Genomic DNA, 23,859 nt, shown 5'->3' with positions numbered 1-23,859 from the left:
TAACTTGGTTTAATGTCTTCTGCTCAATTAATAAATTCAACCGGAAAATACCCAAAAGAAATCTCAAGATCCAGAGGTATTTTGACATGCATTACTTTTACACCGTTTAATTGTTCACGATTAGTTGATTCAAACATTTCACCTGTAAATTGTTTAATTATAGTTTCCTTTAGTAATCCAGAGAGTTCTATTTTATACTCTGCAGGGTCCATTACTGTAAGCTGTCCGCCAACCAATTCGATATGAGGGGCTCTATGTCTTTCTGTGACATTCAATTGATTCACTTTCGCACCTGCCTGATAATATGTTACCTGGATACTTTCCTCAAGCTCTTCAACTCTTTCAACTAGAATATTCATCTCATTATAGCTTCCCTCAAGGGCATAGTTGACCTTATCAGTAGTTATAGGAAATTCCCACTCATATTGACGGACAAACGGTACGTCAATTTGCAATTTCCCACTCTGCTTAATATCCTTAATCATTTGATCTGAAAGCTTAGCTAGCTCTAATGAAGCCTGTTCTTCGTTTATACTAGCACTCTTCGTATTTGGTCCAATGAAGTAAAGAAATCCTCCAATAAATAAAATGAGGGCGTAACCACCAATAATCAGCTTCATATTCTTACTATATTGCCCCACAATCGTAATCTGGTTAGCCGCAAAAACAGCAATCCCTACAATAATAATGATGCTCAAAACAGATAAATAAACTAGAGTCATTTCCTTGCCTCCAATCTATTTGAAAGTAAAACTGAACAGATGAAAAGAACGGATACAGTACATATAATTTTACTCAAGAATATAAGAAGTGAGGTTTCTCCACCGAAGAATTGAGAAGTATAAATCATAATTGTATCCCCACTCCTAGGGTCAACTCTGACTGTAATTATTCCTAAAATCAAAACCGGCACAAACACTACTAAAGCTTTGGATAGTTGAACTAACGTTCCAATAAAGTAGCCTATAGCACAAAATAGGATCACATAAAGAATGGTTGCTACAATTCCTATGAAAAATTCGACTAGGGATACGTGTTGGATCGTCACATTTTCGCTTCCCAGAGTGTAAAAGGCAATAGACTTTAACAATACTCCAGAAAGCATAGCAGTTACTCCCCCTACACTTCCTACGGTTAGCAAAAAGGCCATATTCGCTAAATTCCTGCTAAACCTAGTGGTCACAAAGGTAAAGTCACTATTGCGATACGCTTTTGTTGTAATCGTTATAGAGATCATTACAGCCCATATCATCGTAAATAAAATCATTATATCTCCAGAGTAAAAGCCAATTGAAAGACTAATTCCTCCCGAGGACATTCCAGACATTCCTCCTCCTCCAATTGAGAAAAGAAGTCCGACAATTTGTACAATCATAAGTGCACCGAAAACACCAATATATGCTTTTAGCTTGTAAAAATATTGCCGCTTCACAACACTCAACAAACTAGTGCTTTGAAAAGACATCATCGATCCCCCCTACTGTCTTATTCGTCAGGTATATACAAAGATCATCAGCACTAACAGGCAAGAGTTCAATTCCTTGATCCTTAGCCTCTTCTAGTCGAGCTGGAAGAAATGTATTCTCAACAACGACATAGCTAACGGCTACACCTACAGATTTTCTATGGATAACTTCCTTATCCTTAATTAGCTGATCAATTAATTCAGTTTTCCCCCTAAGTCCAATCGCTAATTCCTTCATTTCCTCTACAGGTTTATGGAGCTTTAATTGACCATCCTTTATAAGTAAAATATCTTCTAAAATATCCTCCACTTCACTTAATAAATGACTAGACATAATGATCGTCCGAGGATATTCAATATAATCCTTTAGGATCGCTCTATAAAAATCCTTTCGTACAGCTGAATCCATACCAGACGTTGGTTCATCTAGAATCGTTAGAGCACAGCGAGAAGCGATACCGATGATGAGATTAAACGTGCTTTTCATTCCTTTTGAAAGCTCATTATGGTACTTTTTTGGATCTAAAGTAAAGTATTGAAATAACCCCTCTGCTAGCTCTTTGTTCCAGTTAGGATAAAAGCTTTCAGCACCTTTTAATACCTCTGCTAAGTTTAGGGCCGTGGGAAATATCATCTTATCATCTATAGAAATCATGTTTGCTGATACTTGGATATTGTTAAAGGGATTCCTACCAAAAACGGCTACACTTCCAGAGCTCGGCTTAATAAATCCTGCCATCATTTTAAGTAAAGTTGTCTTACCCGCTCCATTTCTACCTATCAATCCAGTAATCTTATTTTCTTCTATCTGCAAGGTTAGATGATGAATCGCTTTATTCCCTCTATACTTTTTTGTCAGAGCATGAATATCAATCACATTCATTATCCTTCCTCCTTCCCTTGTTTAGCCGCCTTGATCATTTGAACGAGCTCCTCCTCTTCAACATCTAAGCTATTCGCTTCTGCAACAAGCTCTTGCACCAATCTTGTCAACGTATGGGCCTTACGCTTTTTCCTGATCAATGGCCTCGCTTGCGGTGATACAAACATCCCCAAACCCCTTTTCTTATATAAAATGTTTTCCTCAGCCAACAGGTTGATTCCCTTCGCTGCCGTTGCAGGATTTATCGTAAACATCTCAGCTAGCTGATACTGAGAGTACATTTTCTCATCATCCTTGATGTTCCCCTTCAATATTTCCGTTTCTAGCCATTCTGCTATTTGAATGTATATCGGTTTTGTACTGTCCGTATTCAGGATCAAGGTCACACCCCCCTTTTAAGAACGCTTCTAAGTTAGTGCATTACTGTTGTAATGTACTATATATGATTAATGGTATTTTGTCAATTTGTCTAGGTTAATAATAAATTTTTTTATGCCTTGATTTTTGAAAAACTTCATGCTTTAATTTAATTATTAAATAATTATTTAAATATTAAATTATAGATGATTAGGAGGAATCCATGTCAATTAATGATGCATTTAAGGCGTTATCTGATCCAACAAGACGAAAAATACTTGATTTATTAAAAGATAAAGATATGACCGCAGGAGAAATTTCAGATCATTTCCAAATGACTAAACCTGCTGTTTCCCATCACTTAAATTTACTTAAGCAAGCGGATCTCGTCTGGGTTGAAAGACAGGGACAGCATATCCTGTATTCGATTAACCTTACTGTGTTTCAGGATTTAATGAAGTGGGTCATGGAATTTAATAATCCTAAAGGAGAGGGTTCAAAATGAAAAAATTAGTATTTCCTTTATTACTGGTCAGTATAGCCATTCTAGCAAGTCTCTGGCTACTCCCACAGCTCCCTAAGCAAATTGTTACCAATGTGGAGTACAACAGCACCACTATGTCTAAAAATGTTACTGTTTGGTTGATTCCAATCGTCATGTCGATCCTAATTGTTATATTAGGACTTACATCATCATGGATAAAAAATCGTGTCTCTCATGCAAGGATGAGTAAACCTATTGCTTCAATTCTTAACAATGTGCTGTTTGTCTTGTTACTCGTTCATGGTATTATTCTTGCTTATGGGATGGGCTATAATTTGAACGAAAATATGATTGGACCTTTAGTCACCGGGGCGGTTTTTATAGCCGTAGGAAACTTTTTCCCTCGACTAAAGCCTAGTTCTCTTGAGCTAAAGAGGAGCGCTTCTATTGATGAGAATGTATGGCGTAGTATTCAACGATTCATCTCCAAAGCTTTTGTTATGTGTGGTGCCTTGATGCTACTGTGTATTCTAATACCTGGACCAGCAATGCTCCCAATTTTTATCGGTATATTGTTACTTTCTATTGCTGTGATTTGTGCAGGATTTTACTATAATTTCAAAAGGGCTATAGCTAAATAATCATTTTATCGTTAAAGGTAAAAATATCATCAAAAAAGGGGGATGACGTATGTCACCACCCTTTTTACTCATTTAAATAGCTATCTTCCCAAGCTATATTAATATTTATTAGAATGCATTACACAATCTGCTCTTTTTCAGGAGGAAACATCAACTGATTGCGCCCTCGACCATATGGGATACATAATGGCGCACCAAACAGCGGACAGGAAATAATCTGACATTCCATATCAAAAACATCCTTTACTAGCTCCTGACTAACGATCGTTTCAGGCTTCCCTTGAGCATAAACCTTCTTATTCTGTAAAGCGACTACATGATGGGCGTAGCGACAGGCTAAGTTAAGATCATGAAGCACCATAACAATCGTACGTTGTTCCTTTTCGTTTAGCTCATATAGCAAATCTAATATTTCAATTTGATGAGTCACATCTAAGTAAGTTGTCGGCTCGTCTAAAAGAATCGTATCTGTTCCCTGAGCTAACGTCATCGCAATCCAAGCTCTTTGACGCTGTCCACCTGACAATGAATCCACTGTTCGATCAGCAAGCTCTGTTAAACGAGTATCCTCTAATGCCTTTCTCACCATCGCTTCATCCTGCTCTGACCATTGCTTATACCAAGTCTGATAAGGATAGCGACCTTGCTTGACCAATTGAAGAACGGTTAAACCCTCCGGAGCGATTGGACCTTGGGGAAGCATGGATAAATTCTTGGCTACTTCCTTCGTTGGTAGCTTAGCAATCTCATGACCATTTAAAATCACTGCTCCATCGTTTGGCTTTAATAGACGAGCCATCGAACGAAGTAATGTTGACTTCCCACAGCCGTTACTACCGATAAAAACCGTTATTTTCCCTTTTGGAATTTCTAAATCAAGGTGGTCGATGATAATTGACTCTCCATAACCAAGGGTTAGGGATTTCGCTTCTAACGCTTGCATGTAACTCATCTCCTAAATCATCAAATGATCGTCTTTAGCAATTCTATAATTATTCTATAGCTCTAATCGTATTCTTCAGTTCTCTATTCTTCCGTAAAACTAACCTTAACCTTGAGCTCTAACCTACTCTATAGCTTACTCCAATATACTTTTAGTTTAGGTGAAAGCCCACCTAAAGTCAATGAAACTGAGAATCATTTTCGACAATTTATTGAAATGAAATAGAAAAGCAAAGCCACTATTAATTAGCTGACTTTGCTTTCCAAAGCTATAGAATTCCCCCTGGAGCTTCCTCTTCCTTAATCGGCTTAAACTCAACTTTAACCTCTGTAACACGGTGTGGGTTCGTTTTTAGCTCTTTAATCATTTTACTTCCACGTCTTGCTCGTGTCGCTCGAACTAGCTCTCTAAGCGGAACCTTCTTATCCGCATTTTTCTGTGTATGCAGAGTTATATCTTGAATCTGATCGAATTCTGCAAAAACAATCGCATCTACGACCCTGTCATTTTCCTTTAAACTAATTCCTCGTACCCCTGCTGCTTTTTGACCCATCACACTGACTTCTTCTTCATCGAAGCGTAGCATGAAGCTTTGATGGCTCACTAGAATAATCTCTTGTTTTCCATCCGTCATGAAAACTCGAATCACCTGATCCTCATCCTTCAGCTTTGTAGCAACAATAGGCTTGGAATAGCGTTGTACCTGGTACTCAGAAAGAGAGCTACGCTTTACTACACCGTTTTGGGTTACGAACAAGAGGAATTTATCTTTCTCAGCAAAGCTCTTGATACTGTATCCCTCAATGATCCGTTCATCCTTTTCAATAGGTATAATATTGGCGATGTGCTGACCAATATCCTTCCACCTAATATCCGGTAAACTATGTACTGGAATGTAGAGGTAGTTTCCTTTGTTCGTGAACAGAAGCAGCGTATCCGTTGTATTTGAATCAAGCTGAAGAAACAGTTCATCCTCATCTTTGCGCCCTAGCTCCTCAGGAGTAGAAGCTGAATAGGAACGAAGACTAGTTCTCTTCACATAACCATCCTTCGTCACGGTAATGATTACATCCTCTGCTGGAACCATAACCTCAAGGTTGATCTTAATTTCTTCAATCTCCGCTTGGATTTCAGACCTTCTAGCATCAGCATAGGTTGCTTTGATCTCCTCTAGCTCCTTCTTAATCACTCGAATCAGCTTCGCTTCACTCCCTAAAATCGCCTCAAGCTTCTGAACGGTTTTTTCAAGCTCCTCTGCTTCACGCTGTAGCTGAGTGACGTCCGTATTCGTTAAACGATAAAGCTGAAGGTTCACAATGGCTTCAGCTTGACGCTCTGTAAAGCCAAAGGCTTCAATAATGTTATTTTTGGCATCCGCCTTATCCTTAGAAGCTCTGATCTTTGCAATCAGCTCATCTAAAATAGATAACGCCTTGATTAGCCCTTCTACAACATGCTGACGGTCCTTTGCTTTTTCAAGATCATACTCACAGCGTCTCGTTACAACCTCTTTCTGGTGAACAACATAAGCGTCAAGCAAACTTCTGAGATTCATCAGCTGTGGCGTTTTATGGGCGATAGCCACCATATTAAAGCTATACGTGACCTGTAAATCTGTATTTTTAAAAAGGTAAGCCAATACCCCTTCCGCATCGGCATCCTTCTTAAGATCAATGACGATTCTTAGTCCAGTACGATCCGTTTCATCACGAACCTCTGCAATCCCTTCTACCTTACGGTCAATGCGCAATTCGTCAATTTTACGAACGACATTCGCTTTTACCACCTCGTATGGGATTTCGGTAATGACAATTTGCTCTCTTCCACCCTTCATAACCTCAAAGGATGTTTTCGAGCGCAATACAATTTTACCTTTACCTGTTTCGTACGCTTGCTTGATCCCCTCTATTCCTTGGATGATTCCTCCAGTAGGAAAATCTGGACCCTTAAGCGCGCTCATTAACTCATCTACGGTAACGTCCGAGTTATCCATATACATCACAACGGCGTCAATAACCTCTGCCAGGTTGTGTGGTGGAATATCCGTAGCATAACCAGAGGAAATTCCCGTAGAGCCATTAACGAGTAAATTAGGATATCTAGCAGGTAATACAACTGGCTCTTCATCAGAATCGTCAAAGTTCGGAGCAAATACAACCGTACCTTTACCGATATCTCTAAGAAGCTCAGCGGCAAGTGGAGAAAGTCTAGCCTCTGTATAACGCATGGCAGCCTGAGGATCTCCATCAATGCTTCCGTTATTCCCGTGCATTTCTACCAGGACATTACGAACCTTCCAATCCTGTGACATCCGCACCATGGCGTCGTACACGGATGAATCCCCATGTGGATGGTAATTCCCGATTACGGTACCCACCGTTTTGGCCGATTTACGGAAGGGCTTATCTGCCGTATTCCCTTCTGTATACATAGCGTACAGAATACGACGCTGTACAGGCTTCAGCCCATCTCTAGCGTCAGGAAGCGCACGATCCTGAATAATATATTTTGAATAGCGACCAAAGCGATCACCTATCACTTCCTCAAAGGGTAATTCTAAGATTTTTTCAATTAGAGACAAGCTATAAATCCCCCTTTAAAACGAACACAGTCATTCTTCCACTCAAATTCCCTTATTCGTCCATTCTTTTCTTAACTTACTTATCAGCCTATATTGAATCTAATTTTCTGGCAGTATTCTATATCCATTCATAATTCTTAGAAGCAATACGTCTTTATAGAACGCATGCCCATGCCGTTTAATCCTTACGTATGCAAGACATCCTGATCCTCATCTTCAAGGGTAAAGGCAACATTACGCTCAATCCACTTTCTCCGAGGCTCTACTTTGTCGCCCATAAGGACAGATATTCGGCGTTCAGCCCGTGCTGCATCATCAATCGTCACCTTAATTAAGGAACGTGAATTAGGATCCATCGTTGTCTCCCATAGCTGATCAGCGTTCATTTCTCCAAGTCCTTTATAGCGCTGAATCGTATATCCCTTGCCCACTTTCTTCAAAGCCTGCTTTAAAGCCTGCTCATCCCAAGCATATTCTATAACTTCCTTCTTACCTGTTCCTTTACTTACCTTGTATAGAGGTGGAAGCGCGATATACACTTTATTTGCTTCTACAAGCGGACGCATATAGCGGTAAAAGAAGGTTAATAGGAGAACCTGAATATGGGCTCCATCCGTATCCGCATCCGTCATGATTATGACCTTGTCGTAGTTGCAATCCTCAAGGTTAAAGTCTGCTCCGACACCTGCTCCAATCGTATAAATAATGGTACGGATTTCTTCATTTTTCATGATATCTTCAAGCTTCGCCTTTTCCGTGTTAATGACCTTACCTCTCAGTGGAAGTATGGCCTGAAACGTTCGATCACGACCCTGCTTTGCCGAACCACCAGCCGAATCACCCTCTACAAGAAAGAGCTCATTTCTAGCCGGGTTTTTCGTTTGTGCTGGAGTTAGCTTACCGCTAAGTATAGCCTCTTTACGCTTACCTTTCTTGCCACTCCTTGCTTCCTCTCTGGCTTTCCTAGCTGCTTCTCTGGCTTGAGCCGAACGAATCGCCTTTTTTACTAGCAAGCCCGCAATATCTGGATTCTCTGCTAAGAAGATGTTCAAACGGTCAGCAACCACAGAATCCACCGCTGATCTTGCCTCTGGTGTCCCCAGCTTCCCTTTTGTCTGCCCCTCAAACTGTAGCTTTTCTTCAGGCACACGCACTGAGATAATGGCTGTTAAGCCCTCCCTCACATCTGACCCCTCTAAGTTTTTATCCTTTTCCTTTAGAAAGCCTGCTTTTCGAGCATACTCGTTAAAGCAGCGGGTCATCGCTGTTTTACAGCCAGATTCGTGAGTTCCACCATCCTTCGTCCGTACATGGTTGACAAAGGAAAGAATATTCTCTGAATAGCCATCATTATATTGAATAGCGACCTCTGCTACAATCCCTTGCTGTTCGCCGCTAAAATAAATCACATCATGAAATGATTCTTTATCCTCATTCAGATACTCAACGAAGGATTGTATACCATTTTCATAGCAGAACTTATCATGATTCTGCTCCTGTCCCTTGCGCTTATCCACAATTTCAATCGTGAGTCCTTTTAACAGGAAGGCCGCTTCTTTAGAACGTTCCGCTAATATATCGTAATTAAACGTCGTTGTACTGAAAATGCTAGCATCAGGCTTAAAGTGGACGGTCGTTCCCGTCTTATTTGTTTTGCCAATGATCTCAAGCGTTGTAACAGGCTTACCACCTTGCTCATAGCGCTGACGGAAAATCTGACCATCGCGATGAATCGTTACCTCCATCCATTCGGATAAAGCATTTACCACGGATGCACCTACTCCATGTAACCCTCCAGACGTGGAATAACCGCCTTGACCAAACTTACCCCCTGCATGTAAAACAGTGTAAATTACTTCAGGTGTTGGCTTCCCAGAGGAATGCATTCCCGTAGGAACTCCTCTACCTTTATCTTCGACAGAAAGACTTCCATCCTGAAGTAGTTTTATTGTTATGTGTTCCCCATAGCCTGCTAATGCTTCATCAACAGCATTATCGAGGATCTCATGAACCAGATGATGTAAGCCTCTACCATCCGTACTTCCTATGTACATCCCAGGTCTTTTACGGACTGCATCTAGTCCTTCAAGAACCTGAATGGATGCTTCATTATATTCATTAATGACTTTATCTGACAAAGCCAGTACCCCTTTCATTCCTACTCCACAGCTTTATGTATGAGTTCTGTTTTTGTGACATAACATTAACATTCATACCCTATCTGCCATGCATTATGCCTGTAAAATGTACATAATTAAAGGAGAATGTTTTAGAAAAGCCTTGTAACGAATCGTTTCAAGGCTTTGTCCATAGTTATTATGGTATATTTATTTTTTCATAAGTGCAATCCCTAATGTGTTTGGACCAGCATGTGTTCCGATTGTACTTCCTAGCGTATAATAAAATACCTGTTCAAAAGCGTTTACATCTAGTATTTGGGACAACTCTTGTTTAGCATCATCTAATGTGGCAAAATTATGTGCTATAAATATACTGTCTGACGTGTAGTGATCAATAGAGCCAATAGAGTCTGCTAGAAGCTGTTGACCCTTCTTTCTCCCACGAGCCTTACCCAAAGATTCTACCTTACCATCCTTGATCTCTACTAGTGGCTTAATGTTAAGCAATCCGCCAATCATCGCTTGAGCACTAGAGATTCTTCCACCCTTCTTTAAATTCTCTAGTGTATCCAATAAACCAAACATAGTACCCTTGTGTTTGTTGTCCTCAAGCCACCCGATAGCCTCATTCAAGCTTTTTCCTTCTGTAAGAAGAGTATCTAGCTTTTTAAGCAGTAATAGAATAGTGACCGATAGCTGTTGGGTATCCACAAGATGAACATGCTCTTTTTCAGCGTCCTCAAGCATATCCTTAGCGATTAGGGCACTTTGATAAGTTCCACTTACCCCTGAAGAAAGCGTCAAATTGACAACCTGCTTCCCTTCATCTATTAGCTTTTTATACATATCAAAAAACATTTGTGGGGATGGCTGGCTCGTTTTCGGTAGCTCCTCAGACTGAGCCATTTTCTCATAAAATTCCTTCTTGTTGATATTCACACCATCCAAGTATACCTCGTCCCCAATATGAATATTGAGAGGAATAAATTCCACAGGGTACTGCAGATTAAGCTTGTCCAACTGCTCACGTTCGAAATCGCTTCCACTATCTAAAACATAAACGATATTTTCCATCATACTCCTCCTTTGTTTTATTACTTTATTTTGTTCTCAACTCTCCTACTTCTACATACTAGAATAGTTTAGTAAAAATATTACAACACTTGTTCCAATATGTATGTCTCTTATGTATATATAATGATAAAATAAGGGCTTATCGTTGTTATTATAACTTACTTTTCCCTTTAGGTACAACTAACCCGTAGGATTTCAAAAAGCTAAAATTACTTTAGTATTTTCTAAAAAAAGATACTCCCAAATTGTACAATCACACCCTGTACAAAAAGAGAGCATCTTACAATAATTTAAAAGATACGAATTGAATTATAAACTCATTTCTAAAATTTGAAGAACGTCTTCCTTTTCTAGCTTTTTAAACCCACCAATAGTCCCGAAACGCGTTGCATGAGAAGCCATTTGATCTAAATGCTCATTCTTAATATCGTAATCAGCTAGACGACTAGGAGCGCCTATTTGATCAAAAAATGTTCTGGTAGCTTCAATACCAGCTAAAGCAAGCTCATCATCCGTCTTACCTGCTGGATCAACATTCCACACCTCAACAGCGAAACGCTTAAAGCGATCTGTATTTTCCTTGTACACATACTTCATCCAATTCGGGAAGAGAATCGCCAGTCCACCAGCATGAGGAATATCATAAATAGCACTCACCGCATGCTCAATCGCATGACTTGCCCAATCTGTCTCCACTCCAGGGGTAAGCTGACCGTTTAACGCCACTGTACCAGCGTACATGATTGTTGCACGAGCGTCATAATCCTCAGGGTCAGCAAGGACCTTTGGTGCGTACTCAACGATCGTTTTCAGCAGACCTTCACAAGACCGCGTTTGTACCTGAATATGCTCCGTATGAGAAAAGTACTGCTCAAAAACATGGGACATCATATCAACAATTCCATACATCGTTTGATCCTTAGGAACGGAATACGTATAGGTTGGATCTAAAATAGAAAAGCTTGGGAACGTTGTGCCAGCTCCACGCTTCTCTTTAAGCTCCCAATTTGTAACAACACTACCTCTGTTCATTTCAGAGCCAGTAGCAGCCAGGGTTAGAATAACCCCTAATGGTAACGCTGATTGTGCCACCGCTGTTTTATCATAAAAATCCCATACATCACCGTCATATGTAGCTCCAACGGCGACAGCCTTAGCTGCATCAATAACACTACCGCCACCTACAGCTAAAATAAGCTCCACCTGGTTATCCTTACATATCTGTACACCTTTTTGAACTGTACTTAACCTAGGGTTAGGCTCTACTCCTGCGAGCTCATGGATTTCGCAATCAGCCGCTTGTAGTAGCTCAATAACTTTATCATATAAGCCGAAGCCTTTTATACTGCCTCCACCATACACCAATAGGATTTTCGTCCCATACTCCTTCACCTTCGTAGGTAGTTGAGTAATCTGATCCTTTCCAAACAGAATTTCAGTTGGGTTTTGAATTTGAAAATTTATCATCGTAGGGCCTCCTCTTTTTTATACCTAATCCTATCTTAAATACTATCTTATACTGGCTATTTAAGCCACTAATACGACTATCTGAAGTATAAATAAAGAGCTATACCCTTGTTTCAAGATATAGCTCAATAAAGAAGATATTCTTGTAGACACTACTATTTCCATCCATTTGCTCTATAGCAGCTTAGACAGAAACATTGTAGCAATACTGAAGTAAATAAGTAATGACAGGATATCATTTAACGTAGTGATAAGTGGCCCTGAAGCAACGGCAGGGTCAACGTTAAAGCGGTACAGTATTATAGGTATAATTGTACCTGCTAGCGTTCCAATAATCAGGGTCATAATGAGTGAGCTACCTACAACTATACCGAGAATAGGGTCTCCTCTCCAAATATAAGCGATTAAAAAAATTAGGATTCCACATGTGATTCCAATCATTAGACCAACCTTCAGCTCTCTAAAGACTAGTCTAATGATGACCCCGCGATCAATCTCCCGGGTGATTAATCCACGTACTACAACAGCCAGAGATTGTGTACCAATATTTCCTGTCATACCAGCTATAAGTGGCATAAAAAAGGTCAAAGCTACAACCATAGATAACGTATCTTCAAAGCTACTGATAATTGAGCCCGAAACAAGACCAATAAATAATAGCAAAATGAGCCAGGGTAGTCTTCGATATGCAGCTACAAAAGCACTCGTGTCAAAATCAATGGATTTACCCGAAGCGGATAGCTTTTCGATATCCTCTGTTGCCTCGCTGATCACAACGTCAATAATATCATCGACCGTTACAATCCCAACAAGCACCTGCTCTTCCGTAACGACCGGAATCGCTAGAAAGTCGTACCTTTCAATTAACTGTGCAACCTCCTCTTGGTCAGTATGAGCTTCTACTGAGATAACCCTGCTATACATAATATCCTGGATTTTTTCATGCTCATCTGCAAGAATGATGTCGCGATAGGAAACTACACCCACAAGCTTCTTATCATGATCAATCACGTAAAGATAATTAATCGTTTCAGAAAATCCAGCGAATGACTTTAGCTTATCTACCGTCTCACGTACCGTATAATGCTGTGGGATCCAGACGAATCGATTGGTCATCAATCGTCCTGCCGTTTCTGGTGGATAATTCATCATGTTCTGGACAATCTCTGATTCCTCTTGTTTCATCCCTGAAAGTAGCTCTTCAATTCGTTCTGAAGATAGTCCATCCAAGAGCTGAGCTAGGTCATCATTATCCATAAGGTCTAAAACCTGTCCGGACTTCTCAATCCCCAGCTTTAGTAAAAGCTCGAGCTGCATAGGCTTATCGAGCTCTTGAACGAGATCAGCGATCTGTTCAGGGTGAGAAAAGAGGAGGAATCTAGTATGATGCTTCTCCGGCATATTCTCATAGATGCGTGCTATGTCATAGGGATGCAGCTCATCAAGGATTCCTTGAAAGCTTTGTTTTTTCCCATCCTTCATATATTTGATAAGCTGTAGCACAATTTGATTTTCTGACATGTTTTTAATCATAGTAGGCTCCTCCTCTCCAGCTTACTTCTATAAAGGCAATTGTAATAAGAAAAGCTTCTTTTATCGAAGCTCCCTCGAAGAAGTCGTCTAGTCCATCATTAGAGGAAGCTTTCACACAAAGTGCGCAAGTGACGCAAAGCAAAGTTGCACATCCTATGTCTTGCCGTCAGAAAGTATAAAATTTGAAGAAAATAAGGTATCACATTTTATACTATCTTAAACGTAAAGAAAAACTGTGAACACACCTGCTCTGCTCACAGCTTATCCTGCAAAAAACGGGACTCCTGTCATCTTTCCACTCTTTACATCCTATACAAAAACATTCATGAAAGCAACCACAGATTCCACATTTTAAAAGCCCTTTTTTATTTTGTCTAAAGAATGAGATTCATATCCCCAACTCATGCCATAAGTAGCCCTTCTGTATCGCTTCCTCGTAGCTACTTTGTAAGAAGTCCTGTTGAATAAAAGCTAACAGCAAATCCAAATGGCTAGCTTCTGGCTCATGCAAGTCAGTAATTAACCCATCAACCAGCTGAAGCTTAAAATCCTGTGTGATATATAAATTTGTTTGATCATGAATCTCCTGAACCTTTTTATGCTTAGCATAGACAGACTCCAATGCTCTTACAACAGTGGTTCCAACAGCAATTACTCTTCCTCCCTGCTGCTTCAACTGTGTAACAAAATCAGCCGTTTCCAGCGGAATAAAATACTCCTCAATGTGATCGGAAGGGATATGGGGCAAATGATCGTCCTCATAGTAGCTAAGACCAGTGTGTAGCTGGACAAAGCCGATTTGAATATTCTTTTTCCGTAGCTTTTGAATCAGCTCCCAGCTAAACGCTCTTCCAGCCGATGGCATTTCTACTGAACTCGGAACTGTAGCAAAGACAGTCTGATAATAATCGAGCTCCCACGGGACATGGATGTATTCATAACGAATAGGCTCTCCCTGCTTATAGAATTCATTCCATAGCTCCTGACAGCATATGGAGAATTTCATTGTTACTAAAGGATGACCCTCCTGGCGCTCAGAAATAACCGCTGTCACATGATCATTAAAACGAAACGTATCTCCTTGCTTCCATGTTTTTTCGCCAATAAGAAGAACTTTCCATGTATCTTCATTTACCCTTTTTGCTAAACGCATAATCACCTGTTCATCATTCTTGCTTTTTCCCGTTAGCTGAGCTGGAATCGTACGACTATTATTTAAAATAACCGCATCCCCCGGTCTTAATAGCTCCTCTAACTGATTAAAAACAAAATGACCTGTTTCCCCTGTCCTACGGTTTAGTGAAAGAAGCTTCACCAGATCCCTTGCCTAGTAGCTGTCGCGCGCATACAGACAAGTAAGCTCCTTGTGCAGCAAATGCTAAAGCAAGCTCTCTCCCTAGTCCCTTTGTAGCTCCAGTAATCATCACAATTTTACCTTTTAAATCCTTAAGATTCATACCTTGAATGTTAAACTTAGTCATTTTAAAAACCTCCTTAATTCACTTAATATACTTTTTATACTTTTATATTTATTAATTATAATATATCTATTTTGTTTGAAAGTTACAATTCTTTTTTAGAAAATTTTTCATTAATAAGCCTGATTATTGTGTAAAAGAGTACAAAAAAGCCTACCTTTGACTTCATCAAAAATAGACTTTTAGCTAATTATCATTTAGAAAAGGTCATTTAACTCTGGCTCTGATCTACTAATACTTCCTTTCCAAACTCTAAGCAAGAGGGACAAATTGATACTCCTGGTCCTAAAACCAATGTACCTACCTCATCTTTCTCTTTTTTACAGAAGGAGCAGGTCTCTGTGTAATCTGCAGCTTCACTTCCACCTTTAAAATCGACCTTATTAGCTGACGAATAGAGTTCATCAATCACTTTAGGTTCGATATATTCGAACTCACCTTTTAGCTTTAGAACAATAGTCGTATACGCTATAGCCATGCCTTCATAAAAACGTTGTCTATCTGTATTCTCTGTCTCCTTAATTTTCTGCTCGCATAAATTGGCCAAACGTTCTACCTCAATAATATGATCTTCAATTTTTGCCCCTCTAAATGTTTTTTTACGGAAATCCTTATCCATTATCTCTCACCTTTCTTTATACATTTGTTGCCTCTTGTATACAATTGTATACATTTTATTATATTCAATATATCATAAACAGAATTGAATTGCAAAAAAGATCAGAGGATTTCCCCTGATCCTTTTAATCATCCACTAACCTTCTCTCATATTAAAGCATTATACACCTATCATCAAAGCTAAATAAGTGGTTATAACAAACAATACGCTTGTTCCGATTGTATACCATGTTTTTGCAGATTTCTTAAATAGGATGACTGTCAGAAGCAAAAGCAGCACACTTAAAGCAAGAAGTACAATAGAAGCTAAACCAAAGCTCGGCGTCACCCTTATACTGGATTCGATGGCCCCAGAGTAAAACCACTGAAATAGGATAGACGGTTCAATAAAATCTAATGTTCTACTGATCGTGTGTGGCTGTGCCTGCTGCCCTAATGCTGCTGTAGCCGTAAAAATTAGAAGTACAATTACACTCTCTGCTCTTGTCCAAGGGATAGGACTATACTCATCACTGCTTTTTAGCTTCCCCCTAATAATAAAACCATTAATAAAGGCAAATACCAGTAAAGGAAGAATCAAAATATGCTTCAACAGTAAGGCTTGTCCGTACGGTAGCACCCATGCCGTTGTGTAATCCTGCGGCTCGAGGCTCATCCCCATCATCCAAAAGCCTGTGAGACCAACCATAAGGACACTGGCCATAGCAACAGGACTAAACCAATTTAAAAACTTAATCCAGTTCTGCTGATTTTTCGCAAACCAGCCTGCTACGAACAAAATACCAATCCAGATACAAACAAAAAGAAAATGTCCTGAATGAGCAAAAAAACCTTGCCAGCCAGCAATCGTTTTGGCATGACTAGCCCAGCCTTGTGCACCTGCAAGAAGTAACACAAGGAATAGGGCCAAATAGATAAAAGGCTTCTGCTTCTTCAAATCGACAAAGAAAAACATGAGAAAAAGCAAAGTCCCTAAAGTAGCAGTAAAGATCCACGCCTTCCCTATATCAAATGACGTTAGAACGGAATCAATAATTAACCATAGGTCATAATTTCGTGCTAGATTTATAATTATTTTAAGCACTGGTGCAAAAGAAAGAAGCACAACACCAACCACAGATAAAAGTAGAACTATTTTAGGAACAAGAATGTCAGGCTTCCTCGAATCTGGAATCAAATGAAAAATAAGCGTACCGAACAGAACAGAAAAGGCTACATAAAGTAGCCCTTCACTGATAATAACCATTATTTATTCTTCTTTCTCAAGGCAAGCAGTAATCCTACAACAACAAGGACGAAAAGACCAACGTAAATAAAATTAAATCCACTTCTGTCTGTCGTTTCATCCTCTAGGGATGTTTCTGGCTCCTGGATATCAGTCTCTACATCAATCTCAGCATCCTCATCCTCAGTCGTTGCTTCATCCTCTGTTCCTTGCTCTTCTTCCTCTGTTGCAGCTTCTTCATTGCTTTCCTCTTCTGTTGCCTGATCCTGTGCATCAACATCTACTGTAAAAGCAAAGTCACCATCAATCGGATGCCCGTCTTCCCCAATGATATCCCAATTTACAACATATTCACCGTTCTCTAATGGTGCTGTAGCTACACCTGTTAACGTATCATTCTCATGTGTAATCTCTAGTTCAACCTCTACACCGTCTGCCTGAGATAAAGTAAAGGTGCTTAATTCGCTTATACTAGTTTCAAAGTTTAAGACAATCTCACTTAACTCCTCTTGTACAACATCCCCATCCGCAGGATTAGAATCCTGTAAATACGTATGAGCATAGCCTACTTGAAAGCTTACGAAAAAGATCAAACTAACTAGGACAAATATTTTTCTAAGTTGATTCAGCATTTGACATTACCCCTAATTATAAATTTAATGGCACTCTCTTAACAGCTTGTCTTCTCGCAAGTCATGATGAGATGAGCTATTAATGATAGGCCTTCTTCGATCATACCATCAAAATGGTCATCCAATAAACCGGTTAAAAAAAATAAAGATTGCAATTTTGTGACATTACCCCTAAAATATAGACAGAATTATAGAAATTTTTGTTTTTATCTACACGCAATAAATGGGAAATAATAGAAAATAAATCCCTTTTAAAAAGGTGAAGAAGGGGATTTAAAGATGAACGATTCCTTTTACTATCTATCTAAGGTAAGGTACAAAGATGAGGTCTACCGAGTCGTATGGATTTATGACAGCGGCCTATGTGAAATCAAATCCGCAAATGAAAAAGTGATTCTCGTCAATCTACAAGATGTACAGCTAGAAGAAGAATCTTAATTGTCAGAGACGATGACCATGTCTAGGTCAATCATCTCTTTTTTTATGAATGAATATTCGCTTCTTTATAGTTTAGACCTTATCTTTACCATTTCATACGTGCATCCCTCTACATAGTTAACCAGTGATCCTAGTTAACCATCAACCGTATCTAATACACTTTTCTTTTTTAACTGTGGCAGAACGATACCGATTAAAATAATCATAATTCCTATATACTGTAGCCATCCAATCTGCTCCCTTAGAACAAGCCAAGACATCACGATAACAGTTGGTAGCTCTGCTGCTCCTAAAATTGTACCTAAGCCTGTACCGATTCGAGGCATACCAATAGCAAAAAAGAGAGTGGGAATGACCATTCCAAAAAACGCTAAAGGTAGTGCATATATCCATAACCCATAGAGTATAACACCTGAAAAAATAAATGTAGGTGGAAATACAATAAAAGTGAAAACCATTGCTCCAGATATCATAGCCAAGCTCCGACTAAGCGGAGATACATCAACAGCTACTCTTTCACTTACCAAAATAAATAGAGTAAAGGATACAGCAGCACAAAGACCAAACAATATTCCTTTGAGTGGCAGGGCGGCTACCGTAGCAGAGAAAAGTCCTGATGCTAATAACGTTCCACCGATTAAAAGAAGCACCGATGCTACCTTAATCCTCGATGGCCAGGTCCTAGTTAGTATCGCTTCTAAAGCAACTCCCATCCATGTAAATTGAAAAAGTAAAATGATAGCTACAGACGCAGGTACGTACTGTAAGCTACTATAATAAGTAATCGCAGTGAAGCTTGTTGTCGTGCCTACTAGCATGAGCTGCAGAACATGCTTCAACCTTATCCTTTTGCGTGAAAAAAATCCCACAGCTAACAGGAGCATAAGCCAGCCAAAAAAGAATTGTCCACCAACTACCTCGTTAACGGTAAATCCAGCACCGTAAGCCAGTTTAACAAATGTTGATAAAACACCATAGCTTATCGCTCCTAATAGTACAATAATCGAATATTTCATTTGCATCTAAAACACCTATTTTCCTATAATCATGAAGCTAGTTTTCCAAAAGATAAGTTTAAGGAAGATCAAACCTAAAGTCAAATGAATCCTCATCCACATTTAATTCCACTTCGTAATCATGAGCTTTTAGCAGTACGGTGTCATCTTTTAACCAGCTTGCCCTAAAGCTATTATCTTCACCGACTAAAAACAAATTTCTATCTGTAGCATTTACATGATTTGAACGAATCTGACCTACATATGTATAGTCCGCATATAGAAGGATTCCTCCACGGTAGTAGATATCTAATGTATATGCTCCATTAGGGGATTGCATTGAGCGCAATAGCTCTAATTCGTCTACTTCTATATTTTCCATCACGGGATATACCCACAGAGCGATATATATTGCAATTACAATAGCTACAGCTAACACAATTCGAAATACATTTTGCCAATTGATCATTTAATCCAAGTCCTCCTCATCCATTTAAGTCAAAAATATCAGACTTTACTGAGTAGGCTTAAAGAAATTAAAATAAGTGCAGAATTATACTTATTCTAGCGGAAATGACATAAACCCACTCATTTAGATGCTCCATAAAAAGACGCCAAACCACTCCAATTGAAAAGTAGTAGGCGCCTTCTCGCTATATCTTCATAATATTATATAAAACCTTCTTACTCTGTAACTCTTTCTTCTACATCTACTGGTCTTGAGCTAACTAGCTGCTTATCAGGGGCTTTTTTAGCCTCTTCTTTTTTGCCAATGTTTTTGACTAGCTCCGTTAGATCAATATCTGTCAAAGCACCTACAGTTTCAGGTAGCTTAGCAAGTATATCTGTCACATATCCCGTCACTCGACTTGCTCCACCACCTTCACCTTGCCCGCTATCGACGATGACAATCTTCTCTGTCTTAGCTAAAGGCTGAGCAATCGCTCCAGCAATTTCAGGGAAACGCTCGATGATCATTTCCGCTACAGCCGCTTCGCCATACTTCTTCATCGCTTCAGCAATCTTATCCTTCGCTTCCGCCTCAGCAAAACCTTTTAAGCGAATAACATCCGCTTCAGCAGTACCCTCCGCTCTCTCCTTATCTGCATTCGCTTGACCGGCCAAACGAATCGTTTCAGCATCTGCCTTCGCCTTCGCTTCAATCTGATAGCGCTCAGCCTCAGCCTTCTGCTCTAACGCATAACGCTCCGCTTCTGCCTGCTTCCTAACCTGTGCCTCAAGCTCCTTCTCACGACGAGCAATCTCCTTCTCCTCAATCTCAATTTGACGCTGACGCTCAACGAGTACAATCCCCATTTCCTCTTGTTTAACCTGCTGCAACGCTACGTTCTGCTGTAAGGCGTACGCCTGGTCAGCCTCGGCACGCTTCTGATCCTGCTCCTTCTTAAATTGAGCCTTCTTCACTTCCATCTCTTTTTCTGCCTCAGCTACATTCGTATCAGATACGTAATCGGCCTTCTGCCCTTCTTCTCTAGCTTTCGCTTTAGCGATCTGCTCATCTCGATTAGCGTTAGCTTCCGCAATTTCAGCCTCACGTTTAATATGAGCAATTCTTGGACGACCTAAGGCTTCAAGATAACCATTATTATCTCTAAGATCACGAATAGTAAAGGAAACGATTTGTAATCCCATTTTCTTCAGATCTGTTGCCGCAACATTCTGAACATCTGAAGCAAACTTATCTCTGTTTTTATAGATATCCTCTACTGTCATTGTTCCAAGTATGGCCCTTAAATGACCCTCCAATGTTTGTGTTGCAATCCTTCTAAGCTCTTCATCCGTTTTCCCTAAAAACTGCTCCGCAGCGGTAGCAATCGATTCTAAATCACCCTTCACCTTAACCTGAGCAATTCCATCGACCATAACTGGAACCCCTTGCTCCGTATACACTTCAGGAGTGTTGACATCAAGCGTATGCACACGTAAAGATAAAAACTGTGCACTCTGCACCACTGGAAAGACAAAGGATCCCCCAGCCTTTATAATTTTGATTCCATCCTTCGTAAAGCCTCCAGTCACAATCATCGCTTCATCTGCACGAACGGTGCGATACCGTGTGGCAAAAACAACCCCTAGTAAAAATAAGACAACAATAATACCAATCGGAACTAAATAAACCCAATCTAATCCAAACAAATTAACATAACCCCTTTCTTTACTGTAAGTTTTTTATCATCTTACTACTCGTTACTACTCAAATGCTCAGTAATTATTCATGACAAGAGTCATTATTCGTTACTCACTAGTCCAGACTAATCATTCAATTTCTTAACAACAAAAGTTCCACTAATCACATCTACAATTTCAACAAGCTCTCCCTGCCTAATCGTTGTACCCTCATAGGAAAGGGCTGGTGCGGTAAGCCGAGAGCCTCCTTGCTCATAAATAACCTCCCCTCTTCCTTGCTCAAGAATAATCGTGGTGACCTCTCCCGTTCTTCCAATCATGTCTCGATTAGAAAAAGCAGATGACTTTTGTGCTTTATATAAAGGCAGAACAACAACGAAAAACATAATAGCTGCTCCAACCAAAGCCAAAAAGATTGAAATAAGTAAGGTTAACGTTGTGGGCAAGGCATACACATAAGACAGAAAGACACCCGTTCCACCGAATACAGTGACAAACGCTGCAATTGTGGTGGGTGATAAATACGGAAGGCTACCCCCTTCAATGTCAAACTCGATATCAAAGATATTACCGAAAATAATTGAGACAATAGCATATAAGAAACCTACAAAAAAGCATATGAGATAAACCGTTTCCATCAGTCTTCACCTCCTTGTTTTATAGACAAAATCCTTAAATTAGGAATATGACAAAATTAGAGTTCTTATCTTTATTTTCGACATACTTACAATTGATTCCTGTTTCCTTATCTAAACATACGTACTAAATTAGGGAGAGTTTCATGCCTATTTTGACTTTTAAAGCGATTCACTCATTTCCCTTTTAAAAAGGTTCTACTAAACGTAAACTAGCGCATTCGGATAGAATTTATTGAGGAAATAAGGTATAATGGCTAAGGACAATATTGGTAAGAAAATAAGGGTCACATGATTATAGAGATAGCAGCCTTACATTTTTACTTATAAAGGAGCGATAATATGTTTCATCGTACTGAAACAAGACCTGTAACAGTTGGTGGTTTGACGATTGGTGGCAATGATCAAATCGTCATTCAAAGCATGACGACAACGAAAACACATGATGTGGAAGCTACTGTTGCAGAAATTAAGCGACTAGAGGAAGCAGGCTGTCAGATTGTACGTGTTGCATGTCCTGATATGCGTGCTGCTGAAGCTATTCCTGAAATTAAAAAGAGAATCAACATTCCTCTTGTAGCCGATATTCATTTTGATTACAAGCTAGCTCTCAAAGCCATTGAGGGTGGCATAGATAAAATTAGAATTAATCCTGGAAACATCGGACGCCGCGAAAAGGTTGAGGCGGTCGTTAGAGCGTGTAAAGAAAAAGGAATACCGATTCGTATTGGAGTAAATGCGGGATCCCTGGAAAAAAGAATCATTGATAAATACGGCTATCCAACAGCAGACGGCATGGTGGAAAGTGCCCTACATCATATAAAAATTCTAGAAGACCTAGACTTCCATGACATTATCGTTTCAATGAAGGCCTCTGATGTAAATTTAGCAATTGAAGCTTATAAAAAAGCTTCTGAAGCGTTTAACTACCCTCTTCATCTAGGAATTACTGAGTCTGGTACACTGTTTGCTGGTACAGTGAAGAGTGCTGCCGGTCTAGGAGCCATTTTATCTATGGGGATTGGGAACACCTTACGTATTTCCTTAAGTGCAGACCCTGTAGAGGAGGTTAAAGTAGCTCGTGAACTGCTGAAAAGCTTTGGCTTAGCTGCCAATGCAGCAACCTTAATTTCCTGCCCAACCTGCGGACGTATTGAAATTGATCTTATCTCCATTGCTAACGAAGTAGAGGAATACATCTCTACTGTAAAAGCTCCAATCAAAGTGGCCGTATTAGGCTGTGCTGTAAACGGACCTGGAGAAGCAAGAGAAGCGGACATCGGAATTGCTGGAGCACGTGGAGAAGGCCTACTGTTCCGTCACGGAGAAATTGTGCGTAAAGTTCCTGAGGATGAACTGTTGAACGAATTGAAGAAGGAAATCGATAAGCTTGCTGAAGAGCATTATGCCAAAGAGGCTGCCGCAAAACAAGAAGCAGCACAGTCATAAAAGTCTCCTATCAAGTCAAAAATAGATTTTAACAAATCTAGTCTACACAGTCTAAATAACGATTAACATAAAAGACTTACACAGGGAATCGGTACTTAAAAGCCGGTTCCTTCCTTATTGTAAAAAAGAAACTCATAATTTTTACATTGTAGCGCGAATTATATAACTAAAATGTAGAAGGACGTTCAATAAAAGTCCAGAGAGGAGTTCAATACTATGTTGTTTGCTAAAAAGAGAGGCTATCATTGCCTAGTTCTATTTATCCAAGGTGAAAAGCCACATCCTTATCTTATTATTTCTCCATCGGAGGTGGCTGCGGACGTTCTTTCAACGATGAAAAAGCTAGAAAGTTCTCCTCTAAATTCAGAAGACTACCTAGGAAGTTTAGCACCTTTTGCCATTGTTCAAGAAATACAGGGGTTAAGTAAGATTCAAATCCATAACGATTCTCTTTCTTGGAGTGAACCGATTCTTTATACTGACTATGCTAAAAAGGTTGGGGATCGACTTCAAGGCTTCATGAGTGAGGATGAAAACGTTAATGAAGATCTCATCTACTTTATTGGAGAATTTACAATGATGCAGGATAATGGATTTCTTGCACCATTCTAAGGATATTCTTATCGTATTCGGCAAGCAATCTTATCCTATTCTTTGAACATTCTTGCCGCAATCTATGCATATTCTTGAACC

24 protein-coding genes are annotated in these 23,859 nt (G+C 39.6%); 5 read left to right on the top strand and 19 right to left on the bottom strand.

Annotated features, from left to right (window positions below; all coding sequences use genetic code 11):
- Positions 1 to 23: 23 nt before the first annotated feature.
- The 4 genes from J2S11_RS07095 to J2S11_RS07080 are packed head-to-tail and all read right to left on the bottom strand — an operon-like array spanning position 24 to position 2,728.
- Positions 24 to 722, bottom strand: coding sequence for a hypothetical protein (locus tag J2S11_RS07095; RefSeq protein ID WP_307392775.1), 699 nt, complete (start codon positions 720 to 722; stop codon positions 24 to 26).
- Positions 719 to 1,468: a hypothetical protein gene (locus J2S11_RS07090; RefSeq protein ID WP_307392773.1), complete on the bottom strand. Its 750-nt coding sequence runs from the start codon at positions 1,466 to 1,468 to the stop codon at positions 719 to 721. The genes J2S11_RS07095 and J2S11_RS07090 overlap by 4 nt, the downstream gene beginning before the upstream one ends.
- Positions 1,446 to 2,348: an ABC transporter ATP-binding protein gene (locus J2S11_RS07085; protein ID WP_307392771.1), complete on the bottom strand. Its 903-nt coding sequence runs from the start codon at positions 2,346 to 2,348 to the stop codon at positions 1,446 to 1,448. Before J2S11_RS07085 ends, J2S11_RS07090 begins: the two co-directional genes overlap by 23 nt.
- The gene (locus J2S11_RS07080; protein ID WP_307392769.1) at positions 2,348 to 2,728 is read right to left on the bottom strand and encodes a GntR family transcriptional regulator; all 381 of its coding nucleotides are present in this window, start codon (positions 2,726 to 2,728) and stop codon (positions 2,348 to 2,350) included. Before J2S11_RS07080 ends, J2S11_RS07085 begins: the two co-directional genes overlap by 1 nt.
- 206 nt (positions 2,729 to 2,934) lie before the next feature.
- On the opposite strand from J2S11_RS07080, the gene J2S11_RS07075 reads away from it, so the two are divergent.
- Positions 2,935 to 3,210 carry an autorepressor SdpR family transcription factor gene (locus J2S11_RS07075; RefSeq protein WP_307393266.1) on the top strand — a complete coding sequence of 92 codons (276 nt, stop codon included), beginning with the start codon at positions 2,935 to 2,937 and terminating at the stop codon, positions 3,208 to 3,210.
- Positions 3,207 to 3,830 (top strand): hypothetical protein, encoded by a 624-nt coding sequence (locus J2S11_RS07070; RefSeq protein WP_307392768.1) that lies wholly within the window; start codon positions 3,207 to 3,209, stop codon positions 3,828 to 3,830. The genes J2S11_RS07075 and J2S11_RS07070 overlap by 4 nt, the downstream gene beginning before the upstream one ends.
- A gap of 118 nt (positions 3,831 to 3,948) precedes the next feature.
- Here the strand turns inward: J2S11_RS07070 and J2S11_RS07065 are convergent, their stop codons facing one another.
- The 11 genes from J2S11_RS07065 to J2S11_RS07015 all read right to left on the bottom strand — a co-directional run bounded on the left by J2S11_RS07065 (position 3,949) and on the right by J2S11_RS07015 (position 17,501).
- Positions 3,949 to 4,773 carry an ABC transporter ATP-binding protein gene (locus J2S11_RS07065; RefSeq protein WP_307392766.1) on the bottom strand — a complete coding sequence of 275 codons (825 nt, stop codon included), beginning with the start codon at positions 4,771 to 4,773 and terminating at the stop codon, positions 3,949 to 3,951.
- 268 nt (positions 4,774 to 5,041) lie between these two features.
- Positions 5,042 to 7,354, bottom strand: a complete 2,313-nt coding sequence (gene parC / locus J2S11_RS07060; protein WP_307392764.1) for a DNA topoisomerase IV subunit A — start codon at positions 7,352 to 7,354, stop codon at positions 5,042 to 5,044.
- Positions 7,355 to 7,539: 185 nt separating this feature from the next.
- Positions 7,540 to 9,492: a DNA topoisomerase IV subunit B gene (gene parE, locus J2S11_RS07055; protein ID WP_307392761.1), complete on the bottom strand. Its 1,953-nt coding sequence runs from the start codon at positions 9,490 to 9,492 to the stop codon at positions 7,540 to 7,542.
- 189 nt (positions 9,493 to 9,681) lie between these two features.
- A complete protein-coding gene (locus J2S11_RS07050) occupies positions 9,682 to 10,548 on the bottom strand; it encodes a DegV family protein (protein ID WP_307392759.1) in 867 nt (288 codons plus the stop codon).
- A 309-nt stretch (positions 10,549 to 10,857) separates the two neighbouring features.
- A complete protein-coding gene (locus tag J2S11_RS07045; RefSeq protein ID WP_307392757.1) occupies positions 10,858 to 12,015 on the bottom strand; it encodes an iron-containing alcohol dehydrogenase in 1,158 nt (385 codons plus the stop codon).
- Between the two features lie 174 nt (positions 12,016 to 12,189).
- Positions 12,190 to 13,548, bottom strand: coding sequence for a magnesium transporter (gene mgtE / locus J2S11_RS07040; protein ID WP_307392755.1), 1,359 nt, complete (start codon positions 13,546 to 13,548; stop codon positions 12,190 to 12,192).
- Between the two features lie 388 nt (positions 13,549 to 13,936).
- Positions 13,937 to 14,863, bottom strand: coding sequence for an S-adenosylmethionine:tRNA ribosyltransferase-isomerase (locus J2S11_RS07035; RefSeq protein ID WP_307392753.1), 927 nt, complete (start codon positions 14,861 to 14,863; stop codon positions 13,937 to 13,939).
- On the bottom strand, positions 14,838 to 15,029 hold the full coding sequence (locus tag J2S11_RS07030) for an SDR family NAD(P)-dependent oxidoreductase (protein WP_307392751.1): 192 nt from the start codon (positions 15,027 to 15,029) through the stop codon (positions 14,838 to 14,840). Before J2S11_RS07030 ends, J2S11_RS07035 begins: the two co-directional genes overlap by 26 nt.
- 208 nt (positions 15,030 to 15,237) lie before the next feature.
- Complete coding sequence (locus tag J2S11_RS07025) at positions 15,238 to 15,645, bottom strand: ClpX C4-type zinc finger protein (RefSeq protein WP_307392749.1); 408 nt, start codon at positions 15,643 to 15,645, stop codon at positions 15,238 to 15,240.
- A gap of 159 nt (positions 15,646 to 15,804) precedes the next feature.
- A complete protein-coding gene (locus J2S11_RS07020) occupies positions 15,805 to 16,890 on the bottom strand; it encodes a copper resistance D family protein (RefSeq protein ID WP_307392747.1) in 1,086 nt (361 codons plus the stop codon).
- On the bottom strand, positions 16,890 to 17,501 hold the full coding sequence (locus tag J2S11_RS07015; RefSeq protein ID WP_307392745.1) for a copper resistance CopC family protein: 612 nt from the start codon (positions 17,499 to 17,501) through the stop codon (positions 16,890 to 16,892). The genes J2S11_RS07020 and J2S11_RS07015 overlap by 1 nt, the downstream gene beginning before the upstream one ends.
- A gap of 279 nt (positions 17,502 to 17,780) precedes the next feature.
- Between J2S11_RS07015 and J2S11_RS07010 the strand changes: the two genes are divergently transcribed.
- Complete coding sequence (locus J2S11_RS07010; protein WP_307392744.1) at positions 17,781 to 17,939, top strand: hypothetical protein; 159 nt, start codon at positions 17,781 to 17,783, stop codon at positions 17,937 to 17,939.
- Between the two features lie 134 nt (positions 17,940 to 18,073).
- On the opposite strand, the gene J2S11_RS07005 is transcribed toward J2S11_RS07010, so the two are convergent.
- The 4 genes from J2S11_RS07005 to J2S11_RS06990 form a co-directional block, all read right to left on the bottom strand.
- The gene (locus J2S11_RS07005; RefSeq protein ID WP_307392742.1) at positions 18,074 to 18,961 is read right to left on the bottom strand and encodes an EamA family transporter; all 888 of its coding nucleotides are present in this window, start codon (positions 18,959 to 18,961) and stop codon (positions 18,074 to 18,076) included.
- A 52-nt stretch (positions 18,962 to 19,013) separates the two neighbouring features.
- Positions 19,014 to 19,403, bottom strand: coding sequence for a DUF5412 family protein (locus J2S11_RS07000; protein WP_307392740.1), 390 nt, complete (start codon positions 19,401 to 19,403; stop codon positions 19,014 to 19,016).
- 215 nt (positions 19,404 to 19,618) lie between these two features.
- Positions 19,619 to 21,091, bottom strand: coding sequence for a flotillin family protein (locus J2S11_RS06995; protein ID WP_307392738.1), 1,473 nt, complete (start codon positions 21,089 to 21,091; stop codon positions 19,619 to 19,621).
- 116 nt (positions 21,092 to 21,207) lie between these two features.
- A complete protein-coding gene (locus tag J2S11_RS06990) occupies positions 21,208 to 21,720 on the bottom strand; it encodes an NfeD family protein (RefSeq protein WP_307392736.1) in 513 nt (170 codons plus the stop codon).
- 339 nt (positions 21,721 to 22,059) lie between these two features.
- On the opposite strand from J2S11_RS06990, the gene ispG reads away from it, so the two are divergent.
- Entirely contained in the window at positions 22,060 to 23,166 is a 1,107-nt protein-coding gene (gene ispG / locus J2S11_RS06985) for a flavodoxin-dependent (E)-4-hydroxy-3-methylbut-2-enyl-diphosphate synthase (RefSeq protein WP_307392734.1), read from the top strand.
- A gap of 216 nt (positions 23,167 to 23,382) precedes the next feature.
- Positions 23,383 to 23,778, top strand: coding sequence for a hypothetical protein (locus J2S11_RS06980; protein ID WP_307392732.1), 396 nt, complete (start codon positions 23,383 to 23,385; stop codon positions 23,776 to 23,778).
- The last annotated feature ends 81 nt before the right edge of the window (positions 23,779 to 23,859 follow it).

Origin of the sequence: Bacillus horti (genome assembly GCF_030813115.1) — a bacterium.
In the GTDB taxonomy this organism is placed as follows: domain Bacteria; phylum Bacillota; class Bacilli; order Caldalkalibacillales; family JCM-10596; genus Bacillus_CH; species Bacillus_CH horti.
This window is presented reverse-complemented; position numbering and strand designations above follow the sequence as displayed.

Coding starts and splice junctions, on each gene's coding strand:
- ispG (WP_307392734.1), top strand. CDS start 22,060: ATGTTTCATCGTACTGAAACAAGACCTGTAACAGTTGGTGGTTTGACG.
- J2S11_RS07030 (WP_307392751.1), bottom strand. CDS start 15,029: ATGACTAAGTTTAACATTCAAGGTATGAATCTTAAGGATTTAAAAGGT.
- J2S11_RS07020 (WP_307392747.1), bottom strand. CDS start 16,890: ATGGTTATTATCAGTGAAGGGCTACTTTATGTAGCCTTTTCTGTTCTG.
- J2S11_RS07090 (WP_307392773.1), bottom strand. CDS start 1,468: ATGATGTCTTTTCAAAGCACTAGTTTGTTGAGTGTTGTGAAGCGGCAA.
- J2S11_RS07005 (WP_307392742.1), bottom strand. CDS start 18,961: ATGCAAATGAAATATTCGATTATTGTACTATTAGGAGCGATAAGCTAT.
- mgtE (WP_307392755.1), bottom strand. CDS start 13,548: ATGATTAAAAACATGTCAGAAAATCAAATTGTGCTACAGCTTATCAAA.
- J2S11_RS07015 (WP_307392745.1), bottom strand. CDS start 17,501: ATGCTGAATCAACTTAGAAAAATATTTGTCCTAGTTAGTTTGATCTTT.
- J2S11_RS07095 (WP_307392775.1), bottom strand. CDS start 722: ATGACTCTAGTTTATTTATCTGTTTTGAGCATCATTATTATTGTAGGG.
- J2S11_RS07085 (WP_307392771.1), bottom strand. CDS start 2,348: ATGAATGTGATTGATATTCATGCTCTGACAAAAAAGTATAGAGGGAAT.
- J2S11_RS07045 (WP_307392757.1), bottom strand. CDS start 12,015: ATGATAAATTTTCAAATTCAAAACCCAACTGAAATTCTGTTTGGAAAG.
- J2S11_RS07025 (WP_307392749.1), bottom strand. CDS start 15,645: ATGGATAAGGATTTCCGTAAAAAAACATTTAGAGGGGCAAAAATTGAA.
- J2S11_RS07010 (WP_307392744.1), top strand. CDS start 17,781: ATGAACGATTCCTTTTACTATCTATCTAAGGTAAGGTACAAAGATGAG.
- J2S11_RS06990 (WP_307392736.1), bottom strand. CDS start 21,720: ATGGAAACGGTTTATCTCATATGCTTTTTTGTAGGTTTCTTATATGCT.
- J2S11_RS06980 (WP_307392732.1), top strand. CDS start 23,383: ATGTTGTTTGCTAAAAAGAGAGGCTATCATTGCCTAGTTCTATTTATC.
- J2S11_RS07050 (WP_307392759.1), bottom strand. CDS start 10,548: ATGGAAAATATCGTTTATGTTTTAGATAGTGGAAGCGATTTCGAACGT.
- J2S11_RS07070 (WP_307392768.1), top strand. CDS start 3,207: ATGAAAAAATTAGTATTTCCTTTATTACTGGTCAGTATAGCCATTCTA.
- J2S11_RS07065 (WP_307392766.1), bottom strand. CDS start 4,773: ATGCAAGCGTTAGAAGCGAAATCCCTAACCCTTGGTTATGGAGAGTCA.
- J2S11_RS07000 (WP_307392740.1), bottom strand. CDS start 19,403: ATGATCAATTGGCAAAATGTATTTCGAATTGTGTTAGCTGTAGCTATT.